We start from the raw sequence: 16312 nt of genomic DNA on the forward strand, positions 1-16312 counted from the left end.
ACCCTTCTTTCAGTATAATTTTGTTATGGTGACTTAATTTTATCAGAAGTGGTCCTTATTTTTTATGACAAAAATTCAAAGCCGGTGAAATTTTACTGATCGTAAAATTTCACCGGCTTTTTAGTTTAGGGAGGGGTTTTGTCCCAGCCTCTTTAGATTTAATGCGTTTCAGGATTAAATGTCTTACAATCTGTTTCTTCACTATTAGATGCCTGTTGTCCCTTTTGACTTACAACATAGATTTTTTCTGCACCACATCTGTTTCCAGAGTTCCAAAATGTACAGTTATTGACTTCACAAAGAATTTCTTGTGCCATCGTTTCCACACCTCCTCTTTTTTTATCATTAACAAAATCGAGGTATTCAATACTTATTTAGATGGTGTAATGAAACAGAGGTATGCATCTTATATGAATGTTTATTGGCTCCTGGTAAAGAAATTTAAGCTCCATGATTATAAAAAATGCTATTGCCTTCAGATAGGTAATAGCATTTTTTTCGCACGTTATTCAATAACCTTTGTTGGCGTTGCCTCTTGAACAATTATAATGCCATCATATGCCTCAGTTGGTGTCATTTTAATTGTATAAAGCATCTGTGTGAACTTGTACCAAAAGCTAAAGTCATCTCCGATATTACCCATTCTTTGTTTTTTTGCTAAGATGTCAGCTAAATCCTGAGATTCATTAGCTTTTTTAAAGTCTACGTAGAATATATTTTCCTTCACTTCGCTGAAAGCATCTATTAATGCATTATGATGCTCAATTGTATAATCTTTTCTTTCGCCAGACCCATTTTGTGCCTGAAACGTATTGTTTACAAAGTCAGTTCCAATAGCAAAGTACGCATCTTTATACACTTCGTCTAAATGTTGACCCATAGATTTGTATCCTGCCGTATTCGCTGAAGTTTTCTCTATATGCCCATTATGAGCAGACATTAGTACTTTATCATGACCTTGAGCCGCTTCAAAATCAACGATCCATTGTAAGTTTTTCGCTAAATACTCATCACGAAGACTCATATAATTGCTGTCATTTAAAAATAATTGCGTGCGTTGCTTGATGATTTGTGCATATTGAGCAGCAAATAAATAAGCTTCTTTCGATGATTGCTTTTCATAAGAATCTTTATTAGATTGTAAATCTTTTATGATTGCATCAATATTTTTGTCGAGCTCCTCTAGCTGACTAGTTGATAAATCTCTCATTGTTTTATTCGTCATATCTTTTAACTGTGCCTTATATTTCTTAGCACCTTCACTATTAACCACTTCGTAATAGTTTAATAACCCTTTTTGACTATCATCATAGCGTTGCATATCGTTTCCGTAAAAATAAATTTTATCCTTCTCATCGGCTGTCATGTTATAATCATGCATCCACTGAACAAACTCGATCATTTGCTCCGTTTTATAAATACCATAATCCAACGCTTTTACGGCTTCCTCAGCTGTGCCAGTACCATTTAAAATAAATTGATTAATTTGCTGAGCACCACCAAAGTCACCTTCTAATACAAAAACGTGAACATTTTTATTTTTAATAAGAGCCTGAAATACAGCCTTCTTTAATGTTTGGAATTCAACATTTCCATGTGTTGCTTCTCCAAAACCTATTACTTTCACGTCATTTGGAATATCGATATCTTCAATCGCTGATGTATATTTTGCAGCATCCTTAATGGCTTCTCCCTTTCCACAGCCCGCTAGAGATACCAAAAGAAATAATGCTGAAATTAATAAAAAACTCTTTTTAACAAATACCATTTATAAATATCTCCTTAAAAGTTACCTGAATGGTGAAGACTAATAATCAGTGTGGATGAAGTAAATCCCCATTTCACTTTATACAGCTTTTCGTTGGAAATATAAATATCCTCCAAGGAAAAACAGTACGAATCCTCCTCCCACAACTGTTAATAATTGATCCCAAGGCACGAAGAATACATCACCTGTATTGCCACCTACATTCATCATCAAGAACGGCTGTCCCCATGGATAGTAAGGTCCAAAACGTGCAGAATTGACTGCTAATATAGACGGTAAAGTAAAAGTTACGTTTACTGCAAATGGAGCAGCAAAACTTTTAAACATGATGGACGTCCATAGCTGTAACGCTACTAATGGCATTGTCGCTAGCCATCCGCCAAGAATACTTTTCCACACAATTTCCATTGGGAAAGGATCTGAGTAGCCTTTCATAATACCAACTACATATATAGAACATAAATATAGTATTTGCATCGCCATCACAAGAAGCATAATTAATACATACTTTGCAACAAACACTTTCCCTCTTGTCACAGGTAGTGCTAAAAGTTGTTTCCAGCCACCAGATTGATGTTCATATCTACAAATAAGACTCGCAAATACTCCTGAAATTAAAGGTAGAAATAATAATGCATACAATAAATTCATAGAAATTAATGAGCTATACCATTCGTTAACCCCAGAATTTGACATATCATTAAAATTTGATGTTAATCCGATAAAAAGTCCGATTATAGGCCCCGCAAAAATTAATGGCACCATGTTGGATTTGCGTAATTTAAACCATTCAGCGCTCAGTATAGACCCCATTACTTTACATCCCTTCTAGCAAAATCTATCATTCCGATAATATACAGTAAAATACCAATGCCTACTCCAAGCATGACATTAATAACGGGCTCATCCCATTGATTCATTAAAGATGGCCATTTCCAAATCATCCAATCAGGTAATACAAAGGAGGAATACGCAAAAATCACGCCGAAAATGCCTACTGTAATTGGGATCCCCTGATTATGACAAACACTTGCAATCCAAAGTTGAAGTGCCAATATTGGCAATGAAGCAAAATATGGATAGTAAGCAAATTTAGCAATTTCCGCATATGGTATGCTGTCACCTAAATCTAAAAACACGCCATAAGCCATTGACAATAGCATTAAAATCGTAGAAGACATAAACAATAAAATTGCTAGAACAGTGAATTTTGATAAATACACTGTTAATTTAGACACAGGCAGTGCAATTAGTTGCTTCCACGCATTGGTTTCATTTTCAATGCTCGCTATAAATGAAGTTAAAATAGCAATCCCTAAAACGATAGCAAGTGGGGTAAATGCATGAACATTTAATAAGTAGTAGCCCCAATCGTCCTCGCTTTGCTCTAACAAATAGTCCTTCCTTATACCGTAATTCACCATTTGTAGGGCAACAACACCGATTGGTCCTAAAGCTGTTAAAAACCATAATCCTTTGCGTTTAATTTTCAAAAAGTCAGAAGTTAATAGTTTTCCTATCATAGCGCTTGCTCTCCTGTTGTCATTTGAAGGAAAATCTCCTCTAAAGATCGTTTCTCTTCCTCTACTCGATAAACCGAAATACCTTCTTGTACAAGGATTTGTACAATATGTGCTACTTTTTCATCTGAGCATTCATCGAATAAAATGAGGTCATCCTTATGTTCTGCTTTAATACCATTGGCAACTAGTGAACGCCAGCCCTTTTCACTATCGCTCACTTTAATTACTACCTTTGGCTGAGCAAATCTACGCATTGCTTCAATTGAATCTTGGAAAATCATTTTCCCCTTTGTCACAATGCCCACTTGCGTTGCCATTTGATCTATTTCAGATAATAGATGGCTCGAAATAATAATTGTCATTCCATATTCTTTAGGAAGTCGTTTAATCAAATTACGAATTTCGATAATACCAGATGGATCAAGTCCATTCGTTGGTTCATCTAAAATAAGTATTTCAGGATTATGTAACAATGATGCAGCAATACCTAAACGTTGCTTCATCCCAAGAGAAAAGCCTTTTACTTTTTTATTTGCAGCATCCTTCAAACGAACAATTTCTAATACTTCATTGATGCGTGACTTCGGTACACCTAAAATTTTTCTTAATGCTTCTAAATTTTCATAGGCCGTTAAATGTGGATAATAGGAAGGGTTCTCTACTAATGAACCAACCTTTGCTAAAATATTAATTCGTTCTTTCTTTAAATCTTTTTGGAAGATTTTGATTGTCCCAGAAGATGGCTTCATTAGACCAAGAAGCATACGAATCGTCGTAGTTTTTCCCGCTCCATTAGGTCCTAAAAATCCATATATTTCACCTTTACGTATTTTTAAATTTATATTTGATACAGCTTGCTCTTTAGCAAAGCTTTTTGATAAGTTTTCTGTTTGTACGATATATTCCATTGTCCTCACCTCTGTACTTATCATAAGAAATGAAGGTTAAAAACAGGTAAGGCCCAAGTTTAAATTTTGTTTAAAAAAAGGCTATTTACCATAACGTGAGGTTGATTTCCGTTCCGGCTGGCCGCTTTGTTGCTGCCGCTTCGCTTTCGCACAGAAAAAACATTTGTAGCTGACGCTTTGCTTTCGCTACAGAAAACATTTGCCGCTGACGCTTCGCTTTCGCGCAGAGCAGAGCTTCCTGGGGGCGCCCGATGAGCCGCTTGGGCCAACACGAGGTTGGTCACGAAGGCGTTATCACAGGATGTGATGCTCTTAGCCTTCGTTCTTCTATCGCTGATCCCCGAGGAGTCGCCCAGTCTTCACTCCAATCAACTTATTTACATAACGTACGTTTTAACAAAAAAGAAGATATCTTATGAAAGCAATTCCAATCCCTTACTTTAAAGTACTACTCCGTTCTGCTTTCCCACGGATTCTGTGTCGATTATGAATCAAAAAATAGCACGCCACAAAATTTGCTGGAATACTATTTGGACAATCACTCTAAGTACAAAAAATGAAGCAACATGCTTCACGAATCATTCTATTTGTAGCGTTTAATTTTAATCTTTGTGCCGGATTCGCTAGACTCGATATCCCAATCTAAATCCATGCCCTTCACCATAATATCAACAATCGATAAGCCGATACCGGCACCTTTCGCATTGGATTCATTTTTCATTCCATTTCCGTGATCCTTTATAATAAATGCATCATAGCGCTCCGTTGATTCGGTTTGGACGCCAATATATTTCCCGCTGCTCGCATGACGTAATATATTTTGAAATAAATTATCAAATATACGTCCAAGCCAAATCGGGTCAATTTGCCATTCATTTTTCTCAAATGGCTGTAGCTCAATATTGATTTCAAAACCTTCCTTTTCAAACACTGGATACCATGTAGTCATTTGCTCACGCACAAAACGTATAACGTTGATTTCTTTCGCCTCAAATTTATATTTACTAGCCGTCAGCAATGTATAAGACATTAAATTTTCTATTAAAGCGTCGATATTAACAATCGATGTTTCCATTGCCTTAATCGCTTGCTTTCCATCCTCTGATATTACCTCTTTACTAACTGAATATGATTGTGCCCGTATTTTCGTTAATGGTGTTCGTAAATCATGTGATAAATTAGCAATCAATTCACGTCTTAGCTGTTCTTCCTTCTGTTCACGATTCTTACTTTCCCTAAGCTCACATACCATGCGATTAAAACTTTGTTCAAGCTGACCAATTTCGTCCTTCTTCTTGACCTTTGTTGCAATAGGTAAGCCGTCTACATCACGAATTTCCATCGCTTCCTGAAGGCGCAATAGTCGTTTTCGAATCCCTCTGAAGAATAAAAAAGATATAGCAATGAAAAATAAAATAATCACAATAACGCCAACAATCAAAAGGTTCCCATACTGTTCATAAACATTTCTAAGAGGTGGATTAAAAACCTCTCTAGGAATCTCAACGACGATAAACCCATTTGATTCGTCCTGTCCTAAAAAAGCTATAACTGTAAACGGATCTTCCCCATAATGATCTTTTATAAATTTTGTCGTAAATGCTGGCGTCCATTTTAATGGTAGTTGCTCTGTCGCATTCAATGTTGTAAGTAATGTACCGTCCTCACTTACCCAGAACATGGATGACTTAGGGTACTGATCCTCCCAATTTTTAAAATGTTGAGCAATGGTTTCCTCTGTGACATTTTTTATATTCTTAGCTTCTACAAGCCATTTTTCCTCTACTTCGCTTTCTCTGAGAACTTCACTTGAAAAATCAGTTTTTCCTATTCCAAACATAAAAGCGGCAATAGCAAAGTATGATAATTGAACAATAGAGATGGCTAAAAAAATAATTAACATATACTTAGCTAATAATGATCGAAAAAATTTCATAGCTTCACCCTATATCCAATACCTCGAATGGTTTCGATAATCGTCGGTTTGGCTGGATTAATTTCTATTTTTTCTCTTAAGTATCGAATATGTACCATTAATGTTTTATCGCCTTCTATGTAGCTTTCTCCCCAAACACCTTCATAAAGCTGTTCCTTCGTTAAAATTTGATTTAAGTGGCGAATAAAATATTGTAATAAATAGAACTGCTTACCTGTTAATTGAATTTCTTCATCGGTCTGCTTATTGATAATCCGCATATCTTTCGTATAGACTTTTAGATGCTGAAGATCTAGCACATCATCATTCTTTTGATATCTTCTTAGTAAAACCTCAACACGAGCTATAAGTTCATCTGGGTGAAATGGCTTTGTCAAATAATCATCTGCGAAGTTAAGTCCCTCTATTTTATCCTCTACAGCAGTTCGTGCTGACAGCATTAAAATCGGGATTTCTTTATTTTCTCGCTTAATTCTTTTGCCAATCGAAAAGCCATCTAAGCCTGGTAGCATTACATCCAATATAGCAATATCCTTAGAGGCAATGTGCTGATCGACCTCTTCACCAGATTCAAGCCATGTAACCTCATATCCTCTTTCTGTTAAATCCTTTGTAACCCATTGACCAATCTCTTTTTCGTCTTCTATGTACAATATGCGATACAATGGTAGTCCTCCCAATCTAAGCTAGATTTTAGAAATAAATGTTATTCTGTATTATACGACTTCATAGATTTGTACTCAATCGTTGTATGTAAAGTGAGAGATTCATTTTATAAATGCTCGAACATCCTATCTAGGGTTAGGTATGTCGATAAAATTGAAAAGTTGAGTGATAAATTTTAAAAGTTAGATGATAAAACTAAAAAGTTGCGCGATAATCAATTATGCCTTGGATAAAACAAGCTAATATTAAAAAACGTATTTGGATTCCCCAAATACGTCTATATCTTTAATTATTAGTAATAATCAACATATCATTATCATCAAACTGCCACATGTCTCCATAGGCAACTTCCCAATAGTAGCCATTGGGATCTTGGAAATAGCCACTATAGCCACCCCAGAATACAGTTTCTGGCTCCTTGACGATTTTAGCTCCTGCCTTTTTAGCTATATCAAATACTTGATCTACCTCATCTTTAGATTTTCCATTATAAGCGAGTGTAATTCCGTTAAAGCCATCTCCTATCGTAGGTGGATTTGCTTCGTTAATATCTTTTACTAAACGATCCATCGGAAATAGTGAGATTTTTGTCCCCCCATTATTAAAGAAAATAACATCCGGGTTTGTTTCCTCACCATAAACCATCACTTCAAACCCCAGACCCTCTCGATAAAATTTAAGAGACTCAACCATATCTTTTACACCCAATGTAAGTAAATTTAAACGATTCATCCCACTCTCTCCTTTTTAAAAGTATCAATTACTTATTCTATTTCAAGCATTGAATCCCCTTCCACAAACTGTATATTCGCTAATATACCATTATTTGTAACGAACGTAGAGGCTGAACCACTTGAACTAATAAAAAAATTTCTTACAGCGAACCATTGATATTCCACAAAAGTTACCTCCACGTTTCTATGAAACCAAAAAGTGCGTACTTTTTTTTGCTCTGGCATGAAAGCATAATAAGAAAGCAACCAAAGCATTAACAAAAATCGGAGGACAAAAAAATGATAAATCATTTACAAGATACAATCACATTAAATAATGGCTTACAAATGCCAGGAATGGGTTTAGGCGTATTTAAAGTAGAAAATGAAGCTACAGCAGAAATGGTGAAAAATGCTATCGAGGTCGGTTACCGTAGTATCGATACTGCCGCTATTTATGGCAATGAAGCCGGGGTTGGTGAAGGTATTAGACAGGCGCTAGCATCTACTGGTTTACAACGTGAAGATTTATTTATTACATCTAAAGTCTGGAACGATGGCCTGAGCTATGAAGAGACAATTGCAGCTTACGAGGATAGCTTAGAAAAATTAGGGCTAGATTATTTAGACCTTTATCTTATTCATTGGCCAGGTAAAAATAAATTTGCAGAAGCTTGGAGAGCACTCGAAGATTTATACGGGCAAGGGAAAATAAAAGCTATTGGGGTATGTAATTTCCATGTATCACACTTACAAGATCTTCTGAAAACAGCTCGTATCAAACCCGTTATTAACCAAGTGGAACTTCATCCACGATTACAACAAACTGAGCTACGTTCATTCTGTGAAGAGCACAATATACAACTGGAAGCTTGGGCCCCATTAATGCAAGGTGGACTTCTTGCTAATGAAACTATTTCAAAAATAGCAGAAAAATACGGGAAATCAAATCCTCAAGTTATTTTGCGCTGGGATATTCAAAATGGTATCGTCACAATTCCAAAATCTGTGCGCAAAGAACGTATGATTCAAAACGCTAATATTTTTGATTTCACACTAACTAATGAAGAGATGGCGATCATTAACGCCATGAATCTAGATCAACGTGTTGGACCAAACCCAGTTAATTTTGATTTTGTCATGTAAACGATAGCTATGTAAACGTGAAAGAGACTGTCTTATTTTCTTAGTATAGAAAACTTTTTAGACAGTCTCTTTCCTATCTATTTAAGATGTATGCTTTATTGCGATATCTTCGTCACGTTGCATTAACAGTACATCTTCACCTTTATCTTGTAGCATTTCGATATGTTTTTCACCCCAAGTGCAAAGAATGTTCAGCACAGGGTCCATCTCTTGACCATAAGGTGTTAACGAATATTCAACTTTTGGCGGTACTTGATTGAAAACCTTACGATTAATTAATCCAGACTGCTCTAATTCACGTAATTGGCTTGTTAGCATTTTTTGAGAAATGCCTGGAATCAATCGGCGAAATTCATTCGTACGAATCTGACCATGGTGGTTAAGATGACAAAGAATAATAGGTTTCCATTTACCCCCAATTACTTCAAGAGTGGCTTCGACACCAATATTATAAACTTTTTTCATTGTAAACCCCCTGTTATATTCAAAAGTAACTAAAAGTACCCTACGTAACTTTCTAGCATGCATGAATATTACTATACACTATACAAAAAATCAAAGGAGATATTAATAGAATGAATGATACAAAAGCGCCAAATGCTAAATTCACATTACTCGCACTTGCAATCAGTGCATTTGGTATCGGCTCTACAGAATTTATAAGCATCGGACTGCTACCATTAATTACAAAAGATTTTACTATAACATTAAGTACTGCAGGTTTAACCGTATCCATATATGCACTAGGTGTAACTATTGGTGCACCGCTTTTAACAGCATTAACATCGCGCCTTAGTCGCAAAAAAGTGTTACTGCTCGTTATGGTGCTGTTTATTATCGGTAATTTACTTGCAGCCTTAGCACCCTCATTCTCATTACTACTAACTGGGCGTGTTATTTCGGCATTGGCACATGGTGTGTTTATGTCCATTGCCTCTGTGATAGCTGCAGATGTTGTGGCACCAAATAAACGAGCAAGTGCAATAGCTTTTATGTTTACAGGACTAACATTAGCAACTGTGACTGGTGTCCCACTAGGAACTTTTATTGGACAAGTAACTGATTGGCGGATGTCGTTTATTTTCATAGTTATCATAGGTATTATTGGATTAATTAGTAATGCCTTGCTTGTGCCAAGTCACTTATCGAAAGGTAATCCAATATCCATTCGAGATATTGGTAAAGTATTAGGGAATATTCGAATGTTATTAATCCTCTTTATTACTGCAATTGGGTATGGTGGCGCATTCGTCGTATACACCTATGTTTCTCCTATTTTAGAGCAGTATATGGGCTACTCACCAAAGGCAATTGTCGTGATCTTAGTTGTATACGGTATTTTTGTTGCCATCGGAAATACATTAGGTGGTCATTTTGCGAATAGTAACCCTTTACGCTCTATCTTTATTATCTTTATAGGATTAGCATTAGCACTACTCGGCATCAACTTCTTTTTAGAATCATCAATCATAGGATTAATAATGGTCTTTATGATGGGGCTATTTATGTTTATGAATGTACCAGGATTACAGCTTTATGCCGTTCAGCTTTCAGAAAAATATACACCATCAGCTATTTCAATGGCTTCAGCATTAAATATTTCGGCCTTTAACATTGGTATTTTTCTAGGATCATACATTGGAGGAATTATTGTTAGCCACCAATCATTAGCTCATACTCCTATATATGGATTCGGTATGGTGATGATTGCCGCAGTTACTACCTTCCTATCGTTACACTTCGATAGAAATAAACAATAGATTTCTCTAGAATAACATTAATGAAAGGAAGCCTTAACCATACATAAGGCTTCCTTCTTGTTTTTATCCCATTTTAAGGAAATTATCGTCAAAATAGGCCTTAAAAAATTCTAATGCCGAGAACTGAGTCCCAAAAGAACCTGATATATACTCTTTTTCATTCCACTCGAGCCCATTTTGCTCATGATTTTCAAAGCATCAGCTGTTAACACCGAAAGTCTATATTGCACATAAGATACTGTATCAGCTATAGGATAGGAGGAATTTAGTTGTATTACAATCCTTATCCGTATTTTGTCTATCCTAATTATTATCCGGCATGGGTAATGGCAAATCAACCAACAATTCAACACCCTTCCAGCCATCTAGCAATGCCGACAACCCCAATGAATAGAAGTCCATTTCCAATCGTCAATACAAATAAATTAAAGACTTCCGCGAATCGGATCAAGGTTATTATGCAGCAAGCACAGTTACTTACGGATAAAATTGATGAATCCGAGCAATTTGCACATGATCTTATGAACGCAGCACAACAATCAAATAAAACCGAAGTTGAAAAGTTAATTTCCTCAACAGGCATTACTGTAAAATTCGAAACTACCTATACACCAGATGGATTTCGTATAACATTTACTGAAAGTAGCTGTTGTAAGCTAACACTAATTTTAGGTTGGTGAAGAGTTGGCCCTTTGAAGAGGGCCTCTTTCTTTTACCTTTAGCATCATTATGAATTTTAACCTTGTATCCCCATCAAACTTGTAAACTATAAAAAAATATGCTAAAGTGTTTGTAAACATTATTTCTGAAAATTCTTATATCGCATTTTCTTATCAAGAGAGACGGAGGGATTGGCCCTATGAAGTCTCAGCAACCAGCCTATAGGTATGGTGCTAATTCCAATTGGCAAAATTCTGCCTTGAAAGATGAGAAGACTTACTTCAGTTGCTTTGCACGAGAGTCCTCTTCTTCAAGGAGGACTCTTTTTTTATTGTTGCATTCAAAAAAATTAAAAGAAAGCAGGGAAATAGTATGGCAAACGAACTTTTACAAGCAATTCAACTATTGAAATCAAAAAAATGGGTAGACTTAACGCATACATTTGGTCCAAATTCTCCACATTTCTTTATGTTTGATGATGCTAAATTTGAAACATTATTTTCACATGATGATGGTTTCTTTGCACAGCAATTCACTTTCCCAGGGCAATACGGAACACATATCGACCCACCTATCCATTTTGTGCGAGATACACGCTATCTAGATGAATTGGAGCTAAAAGAACTAGTACTACCACTAATCGTTATTGATAAATCGAAGGAAGCCGACGTAAATAACGACTACACGTTAAGTGTTCAAGATATTCTTGACTTTGAAGCTGAAAATGGGGAAATTGAAGCAGGTACCTTTGTTGCGTTCCGTACCGATTGGAGTAAACGTTGGCCAGATAAAGAATCTTTCAGCAACAAAGACGCTGATGGCAATAATCATATTCCTGGCTGGGGATTAGAAGCGTTACAATTTTTATTCAACGAACGACAAGTAAGTGCTATTGGCCACGAAACTTTTGACACGGATTCAGCAGCAGATTTCCGTAGAAATGGAAAATTAGACGGCGAATATTTTGTGCTAGAGCAAGATACTTACCAAATTGAGCTTATGAAAAATTTAGATAAGCTACCTCCAAAAGGCGCTGCTATATTCAATATCGTGCCAAAGCCTGAAAAAGCATCTGGATTCCCTGTCCGTTCATTTGCAATATTACCGTAATATAGCAAAAGGTCTGATTCAAGTACGCTTAATATAGGGTAAATAGTATAATAAAATAAAACTAGACCTTATATTTAGAGGATTTGAGTTTGATTATATATAATAAAACTTTATAATCAAACTTTTATTTGTATATAAAAATACATCCATTAAATCTTTATTGAGATAATGGATGTATTTTTTATTGTGGTCTTTTAATAAAGATAGATAATTTTCTTATTCCACAATCGGGCCAGATTGTTGAATAACAGTCTTTTTAAGAAATGTTACCTAACGACGCTTGTGCAAAAATAATATTGTTGTTTAATTTACAATAAAGTCATTTAAAAAATAATATAGTTGTTTAAAAATCCTTATTCCGAACGAACAAGTTAGTGGAAGTAATAGTAATTAGGTTTGGCTGGGAAAATTGTCGATGATATTAAAAAAGACACCGAAGTGTCTTATGTTTTTCAAATTAAGCATACCGATAAATTGAAATTTAATTACTTAACATTTTGCTTATCTTGGGAGCAATGTATTTTATCGGTGAGTGTATACAAACCATGTAATGCTTGCTGTTAATAATGCTGACGAAATCAAAGCTGTAAGAACACTATATGTTCGCCAAATAAGTATCGTTGACCAATCTAAAGCACAGCACAGTATACCCAGGGCAATCGTAGCGATCAGGAAAATAATTGTTACGATTATTCTCTTTTTTGTCATTGGCTGCCGCTCATTCGTTTTCCTTCTGCGTAATCCTAAGAGAAATAACAAAACGGCCAATAGGCAAAGAATAATTGTGATAGACGACAAAGTGATATCCAAAAGCTGTGTGCCGCTTATTTCATATGACTGAGTTAGATTGCCGTCTAATATATCTTTAACTTTTAGTACCAGGTTTATATTGGTATTTGCACCGTTGCTCAGCAAGCAGACGGCTGTTCGTTCATTTAGCAGTATGGCTACTTCGGTTCTGAAATTTGGATTGCCCCCAGTGTGTTCTATAATCGTTTGGTCGGCGTTTACCGACCAGCCTGCCGCATAATGCATATCGTTGACAGCCGAAACAGACATATCACCCCTATGTGATTTTTCGATAACCGTGTGAAATATTTCGGGTATGTCCTGCACAATACCCATCTGTATACCCATCCAACGCGCCATATCTTTTGTATTAGAAATGATGTAGCCTGCGGGTTTATTCCCCGCATAATCCGGAGCTTTAAATGGAGTTGTCATAAAAAAGGAAGTACGGTAGCCCTGTGCCAACTGTCCAGTGGCTTGAGCATCTTCTTTATAAGCATACGTCTGGTGAAGACCTAACGGCTGAAATACCTGTTCCCTCATAAAGTCTTCATAGCTTTGTCGCGACACAATCTCAATAACCAAACCCAATACGTCATAATTAACGGTTCCATAGTTATACTGTTCACCGGGAGGGAACGCCAATTCAGCATCTACGAGCATTTCCACAGTCTTTTGCAACATATCCGGTGTATTGCCTTGTGGAATATTTTGAGTATGCCTAATATTTGTTAGACCACTGGTATGGTGAAGAAAGTTATTTAGTGTAAGGCTTTGCATATCAACAGGTTTCCCTTGATACTTTAACGTAAACCAAGGTAAATATTTTTGGACAGGGTCAGTCATTGAGAGCAGCCCTTGTTCTTCCAACAGCATAATACCCATACCGGTAAAAGCTTTACTGACCGAAGCTAACTCATAGAGTGTATTTTCACTTGCAGACAACCCCTTTTCACGGTCTGCATACCCTGAAGAAAAGTAGAACACTTCATCATCAGCAAGTATTGAGATTGACATTCCCGGCACACCTGATATACGAGAGGCATCATCTAGCAACGCTTGTATTGCCGCAGATTTCGAATCTGACAACGCATAACTTTGTGTTGCGAATCCTGAGAATAATATAAATATCGTTAATACAAAAACAATAATCTTTTTCATAAACTCTCCTTTTCGAAAAATTATAAGAGAATAATATAAATAACCTACTTTTACAACTACTAAACTAATTTTAATTTATCTTTCTATTCACCTATATAATATCAAGTAATTGTGAAGAGTTACACTTAACGAATAGAGCGTTAGTTCAATAAGAAAAACGATCTTCAACAATCGGGCGCGATTATGAAGTACCGCTGTAGAAAATGATCAAACTTTTTTATAATAGGCAAACTAAAAAATGCTAAAGAAGCATCCATTTTGATTAATCTTTTTTCAAAATGATGCTTCTTATTAATCTTAGTGTAAGGATTTACGAGGTGTTTTTGTTCAAACTTTATTTTAAAGCTACTTTTATATTCCATTAAGAATTTTTTGTATGGCAGTTACATATCCAGCCTTATATATCTGAATCCCGTCTTCTTTAACTCTGCCATAATTATCGGTAGTCCATCCCTGATGGCTCATAAATTCGTTTGATATGGCATTTCTAAGAGCATCTATTTCGGTATCTGTCAGATTATAAGAAGGCTCGACTATAACGACATCCTTATTTTTGCTTAGATCGTTTATAGGACGCATATCAATCGTAAAGGTTGTTTGTTCTTTAAGCAAAGAGTTTTCTCTTTTGAGCTTTTTATTCTCTGCCATAAGCATACCAACCAATGCCTTTGTTGTTGGTTCGGAGATACTTGCTAAGATATCATCGTTTACGGTTGTTCTCTTTTCTTTTTTAGGCTTTTTAGTGGTAGTTTTATAGTATTCAGCCCACTGGCTTATCAAAACTCTGTAATCCTCGGCATTTTTGTTTCTAAGTGCCTGTTCACTTGGACCGCCATCATCTGCTATCAGTCTAGCTATAGTGCCAATAGAAAAATCTTTTATGTCAAACTCGGACTGTTTTTTACAGGCGTTATGTATGAGTTCTAATGTTTTCTTTTTCCTTGTAGAAGCGTTCTCGTAAAGCTTTGAGAACAGTTCATCTGGTTGCATTTCCATCATATATCCTCCAATGCTTAGATTATTCTTAATCAATAGTAGAACTATCTATATTGGTAATAAATTACTGTTTAAAGTCACAGATTTAAGTTCATCAACAAACTCATTCTCAAACCCGATTTCTTCAAGTTTCTTCCGCCCGATTGCATAAGGAATAGCATCTTTTAAACTACCTGCACGATTAATCAAAAGCCTCATAAATTGATTTCCTGCAATGAGCTGTTCTTCTTCTGTTAATGAGAACATAACGGGCATTTTATTGTTATTTTTTAATGTTAAATCTATGATTTGAGATCTTTGCAAAACTACCTTGCTTGCATCTGTTTCAGGAAACAGTTCCGCCCCATTACAGATGATTTGAAGCTGTTCAAGTTCATTTTCAACGTTATTAATAGAAATCCCAACATCCGATATAGAACCGACGGTAACAAGCTGAAATCCATTCTCAGATGATTTTTCTTTGATTAACTTCATACACTTATCAATAAGACGAAGAGTGGCATTATAATCGTTTGCTAGCTTATCGTTCTTCTGTATCTCCTGTGCATAGAATTGCTCATATTTAAGCAATTCTTGATGTTTTGTAAATAGGGTTCCATTAAGTTCACATTCATATTTTTCATTTTCTAAAAGTTCTATATCACGCTGATGTTTATTCACTCGTTTTCCTGTTTCGCTCATATTGTAGCCTATGGTATTAAAATGATGCACTAAGCCAGGAAGAAAAGCAGGACTAGTTACGAACCATCTACATCTGACACAGTTTTGCTCTGGAAAACCCGGAACAACACCATAAGTGACTTTATCCGTATCATCGTTAACATATGTACCACCTGAATCACATCCAAAACAGCCTTTAGGACAAATTCCTTTATCACTTATAATAAAACTTGCACCTGATTTTTGAGCGTTGATTACTGCCTGATATGCTATTGGATCATTAGCAGCTACACTTGTTTCTAACTGTTTATACTTTGCATCTCTAATAAATCTATCAACTGCTTGTTTATCATTTTCAAGAATGCTCTTTTCAGCCTGATTCATTGTATCTGTAACGTATGAAATACCTGCTTTTGTATAGTAAAGCGTCATAATGAGTCTTGCATGACCTGCAATAGCCTTTGAAAGAATAGGCATTGGAACGCCACCTTCAAGAGCATAGGCAGTTATAAGTGA

17 protein-coding genes and 1 riboswitch are annotated in these 16312 nt (G+C 35.8%); of the genes, 4 read left to right on the forward strand and 13 right to left on the reverse strand.

The features are described 5' to 3' along the window. Nucleotides 1-158: 158 nt before the first annotated feature. The 9 genes from ACIPKN_RS21875 to ACIPKN_RS21915 all read right to left on the reverse strand — a co-directional run bounded on the left by ACIPKN_RS21875 (nucleotide 159) and on the right by ACIPKN_RS21915 (nucleotide 7700). Nucleotides 159-317: a DUF1540 domain-containing protein gene (locus ACIPKN_RS21875; RefSeq protein ID WP_082172635.1), complete on the reverse strand. Its 159-nt coding sequence runs from the start codon at nucleotides 315-317 to the stop codon at nucleotides 159-161. 188 nt (nucleotides 318-505) lie between these two features. Then, nucleotides 506-1768 carry an erythromycin esterase family protein gene (locus tag ACIPKN_RS21880; RefSeq protein ID WP_400940135.1) on the reverse strand — a complete coding sequence of 421 codons (1263 nt, stop codon included), beginning with the start codon at nucleotides 1766-1768 and terminating at the stop codon, nucleotides 506-508. A gap of 78 nt (nucleotides 1769-1846) precedes the next feature. Beyond that, nucleotides 1847-2581, reverse strand: coding sequence for an ABC transporter permease (locus ACIPKN_RS21885; protein WP_400940138.1), 735 nt, complete (start codon nucleotides 2579-2581; stop codon nucleotides 1847-1849). Next, nucleotides 2581-3291, reverse strand: coding sequence for an ABC transporter permease (locus ACIPKN_RS21890; protein WP_142508649.1), 711 nt, complete (start codon nucleotides 3289-3291; stop codon nucleotides 2581-2583). The genes ACIPKN_RS21885 and ACIPKN_RS21890 overlap by 1 nt, the downstream gene beginning before the upstream one ends. Then, the gene (locus ACIPKN_RS21895; RefSeq protein ID WP_400940142.1) at nucleotides 3288-4199 is read right to left on the reverse strand and encodes an ABC transporter ATP-binding protein; all 912 of its coding nucleotides are present in this window, start codon (nucleotides 4197-4199) and stop codon (nucleotides 3288-3290) included. Before ACIPKN_RS21895 ends, ACIPKN_RS21890 begins: the two co-directional genes overlap by 4 nt. A 583-nt stretch (nucleotides 4200-4782) precedes the next feature. Beyond that, nucleotides 4783-6135 carry a sensor histidine kinase gene (locus ACIPKN_RS21900; RefSeq protein WP_400940145.1) on the reverse strand — a complete coding sequence of 451 codons (1353 nt, stop codon included), beginning with the start codon at nucleotides 6133-6135 and terminating at the stop codon, nucleotides 4783-4785. Beyond that, on the reverse strand, nucleotides 6132-6800 hold the full coding sequence (locus ACIPKN_RS21905) for a response regulator transcription factor (RefSeq protein WP_400940147.1): 669 nt from the start codon (nucleotides 6798-6800) through the stop codon (nucleotides 6132-6134). Before ACIPKN_RS21905 ends, ACIPKN_RS21900 begins: the two co-directional genes overlap by 4 nt. A 286-nt stretch (nucleotides 6801-7086) precedes the next feature. Further along, nucleotides 7087-7533: a VOC family protein gene (locus ACIPKN_RS21910; RefSeq protein WP_400940149.1), complete on the reverse strand. Its 447-nt coding sequence runs from the start codon at nucleotides 7531-7533 to the stop codon at nucleotides 7087-7089. Nucleotides 7534-7565: 32 nt separating this feature from the next. Next, nucleotides 7566-7700 carry a hypothetical protein gene (locus ACIPKN_RS21915; protein WP_400940151.1) on the reverse strand — a complete coding sequence of 45 codons (135 nt, stop codon included), beginning with the start codon at nucleotides 7698-7700 and terminating at the stop codon, nucleotides 7566-7568. A 114-nt stretch (nucleotides 7701-7814) separates the two neighbouring features. On the opposite strand from ACIPKN_RS21915, the gene ACIPKN_RS21920 reads away from it, so the two are divergent. Then, the gene (locus ACIPKN_RS21920; RefSeq protein ID WP_400940153.1) at nucleotides 7815-8660 is read left to right on the forward strand and encodes an aldo/keto reductase; all 846 of its coding nucleotides are present in this window, start codon (nucleotides 7815-7817) and stop codon (nucleotides 8658-8660) included. An 81-nt stretch (nucleotides 8661-8741) separates the two neighbouring features. On the opposite strand, the gene ACIPKN_RS21925 is transcribed toward ACIPKN_RS21920, so the two are convergent. Then, nucleotides 8742-9125 (reverse strand): winged helix-turn-helix transcriptional regulator, encoded by a 384-nt coding sequence (locus ACIPKN_RS21925; RefSeq protein WP_132361292.1) that lies wholly within the window; start codon nucleotides 9123-9125, stop codon nucleotides 8742-8744. 110 nt (nucleotides 9126-9235) lie between these two features. Here ACIPKN_RS21925 and ACIPKN_RS21930 point away from each other — a divergent pair, with 110 nt between their 5' ends. The 3 genes from ACIPKN_RS21930 to ACIPKN_RS21940 all read left to right on the forward strand — a co-directional run bounded on the left by ACIPKN_RS21930 (nucleotide 9236) and on the right by ACIPKN_RS21940 (nucleotide 12190). Further along, the gene (locus ACIPKN_RS21930) at nucleotides 9236-10420 is read left to right on the forward strand and encodes an MFS transporter (RefSeq protein ID WP_400940156.1); all 1185 of its coding nucleotides are present in this window, start codon (nucleotides 9236-9238) and stop codon (nucleotides 10418-10420) included. 269 nt (nucleotides 10421-10689) lie between these two features. Next, on the forward strand, nucleotides 10690-11100 hold the full coding sequence (locus ACIPKN_RS21935) for a YuzC family spore coat inner layer protein (RefSeq protein ID WP_400940159.1): 411 nt from the start codon (nucleotides 10690-10692) through the stop codon (nucleotides 11098-11100). Between the two features lie 147 nt (nucleotides 11101-11247). Continuing rightward, a riboswitch (SAM riboswitch) is annotated at nucleotides 11248-11353 on the forward strand. Between the two features lie 99 nt (nucleotides 11354-11452). Further along, complete coding sequence (locus tag ACIPKN_RS21940; RefSeq protein ID WP_400940161.1) at nucleotides 11453-12190, forward strand: cyclase family protein; 738 nt, start codon at nucleotides 11453-11455, stop codon at nucleotides 12188-12190. Between the two features lie 522 nt (nucleotides 12191-12712). Here the strand turns inward: ACIPKN_RS21940 and ACIPKN_RS21945 are convergent. The 3 genes from ACIPKN_RS21945 to ACIPKN_RS21955 form a co-directional block, all read right to left on the reverse strand. Further along, nucleotides 12713-14140, reverse strand: a complete 1428-nt coding sequence (locus ACIPKN_RS21945; RefSeq protein WP_328200671.1) for a serine hydrolase domain-containing protein — start codon at nucleotides 14138-14140, stop codon at nucleotides 12713-12715. 351 nt (nucleotides 14141-14491) lie between these two features. After that, on the reverse strand, nucleotides 14492-15139 hold the full coding sequence (gene gmtX / locus ACIPKN_RS21950; RefSeq protein WP_400940163.1) for a gamma-mobile-trio protein GmtX: 648 nt from the start codon (nucleotides 15137-15139) through the stop codon (nucleotides 14492-14494). Nucleotides 15140-15184: 45 nt separating this feature from the next. Then, nucleotides 15185-16273: a hypothetical protein gene (locus ACIPKN_RS21955; protein WP_400940165.1), complete on the reverse strand. Its 1089-nt coding sequence runs from the start codon at nucleotides 16271-16273 to the stop codon at nucleotides 15185-15187. Nucleotides 16274-16312 lie beyond the last annotated feature (39 nt).

Source organism: Lysinibacillus sp. NPDC086135, assembly GCF_044746345.1.
GTDB lineage: Bacteria > Bacillota > Bacilli > Bacillales_A > Planococcaceae > Lysinibacillus.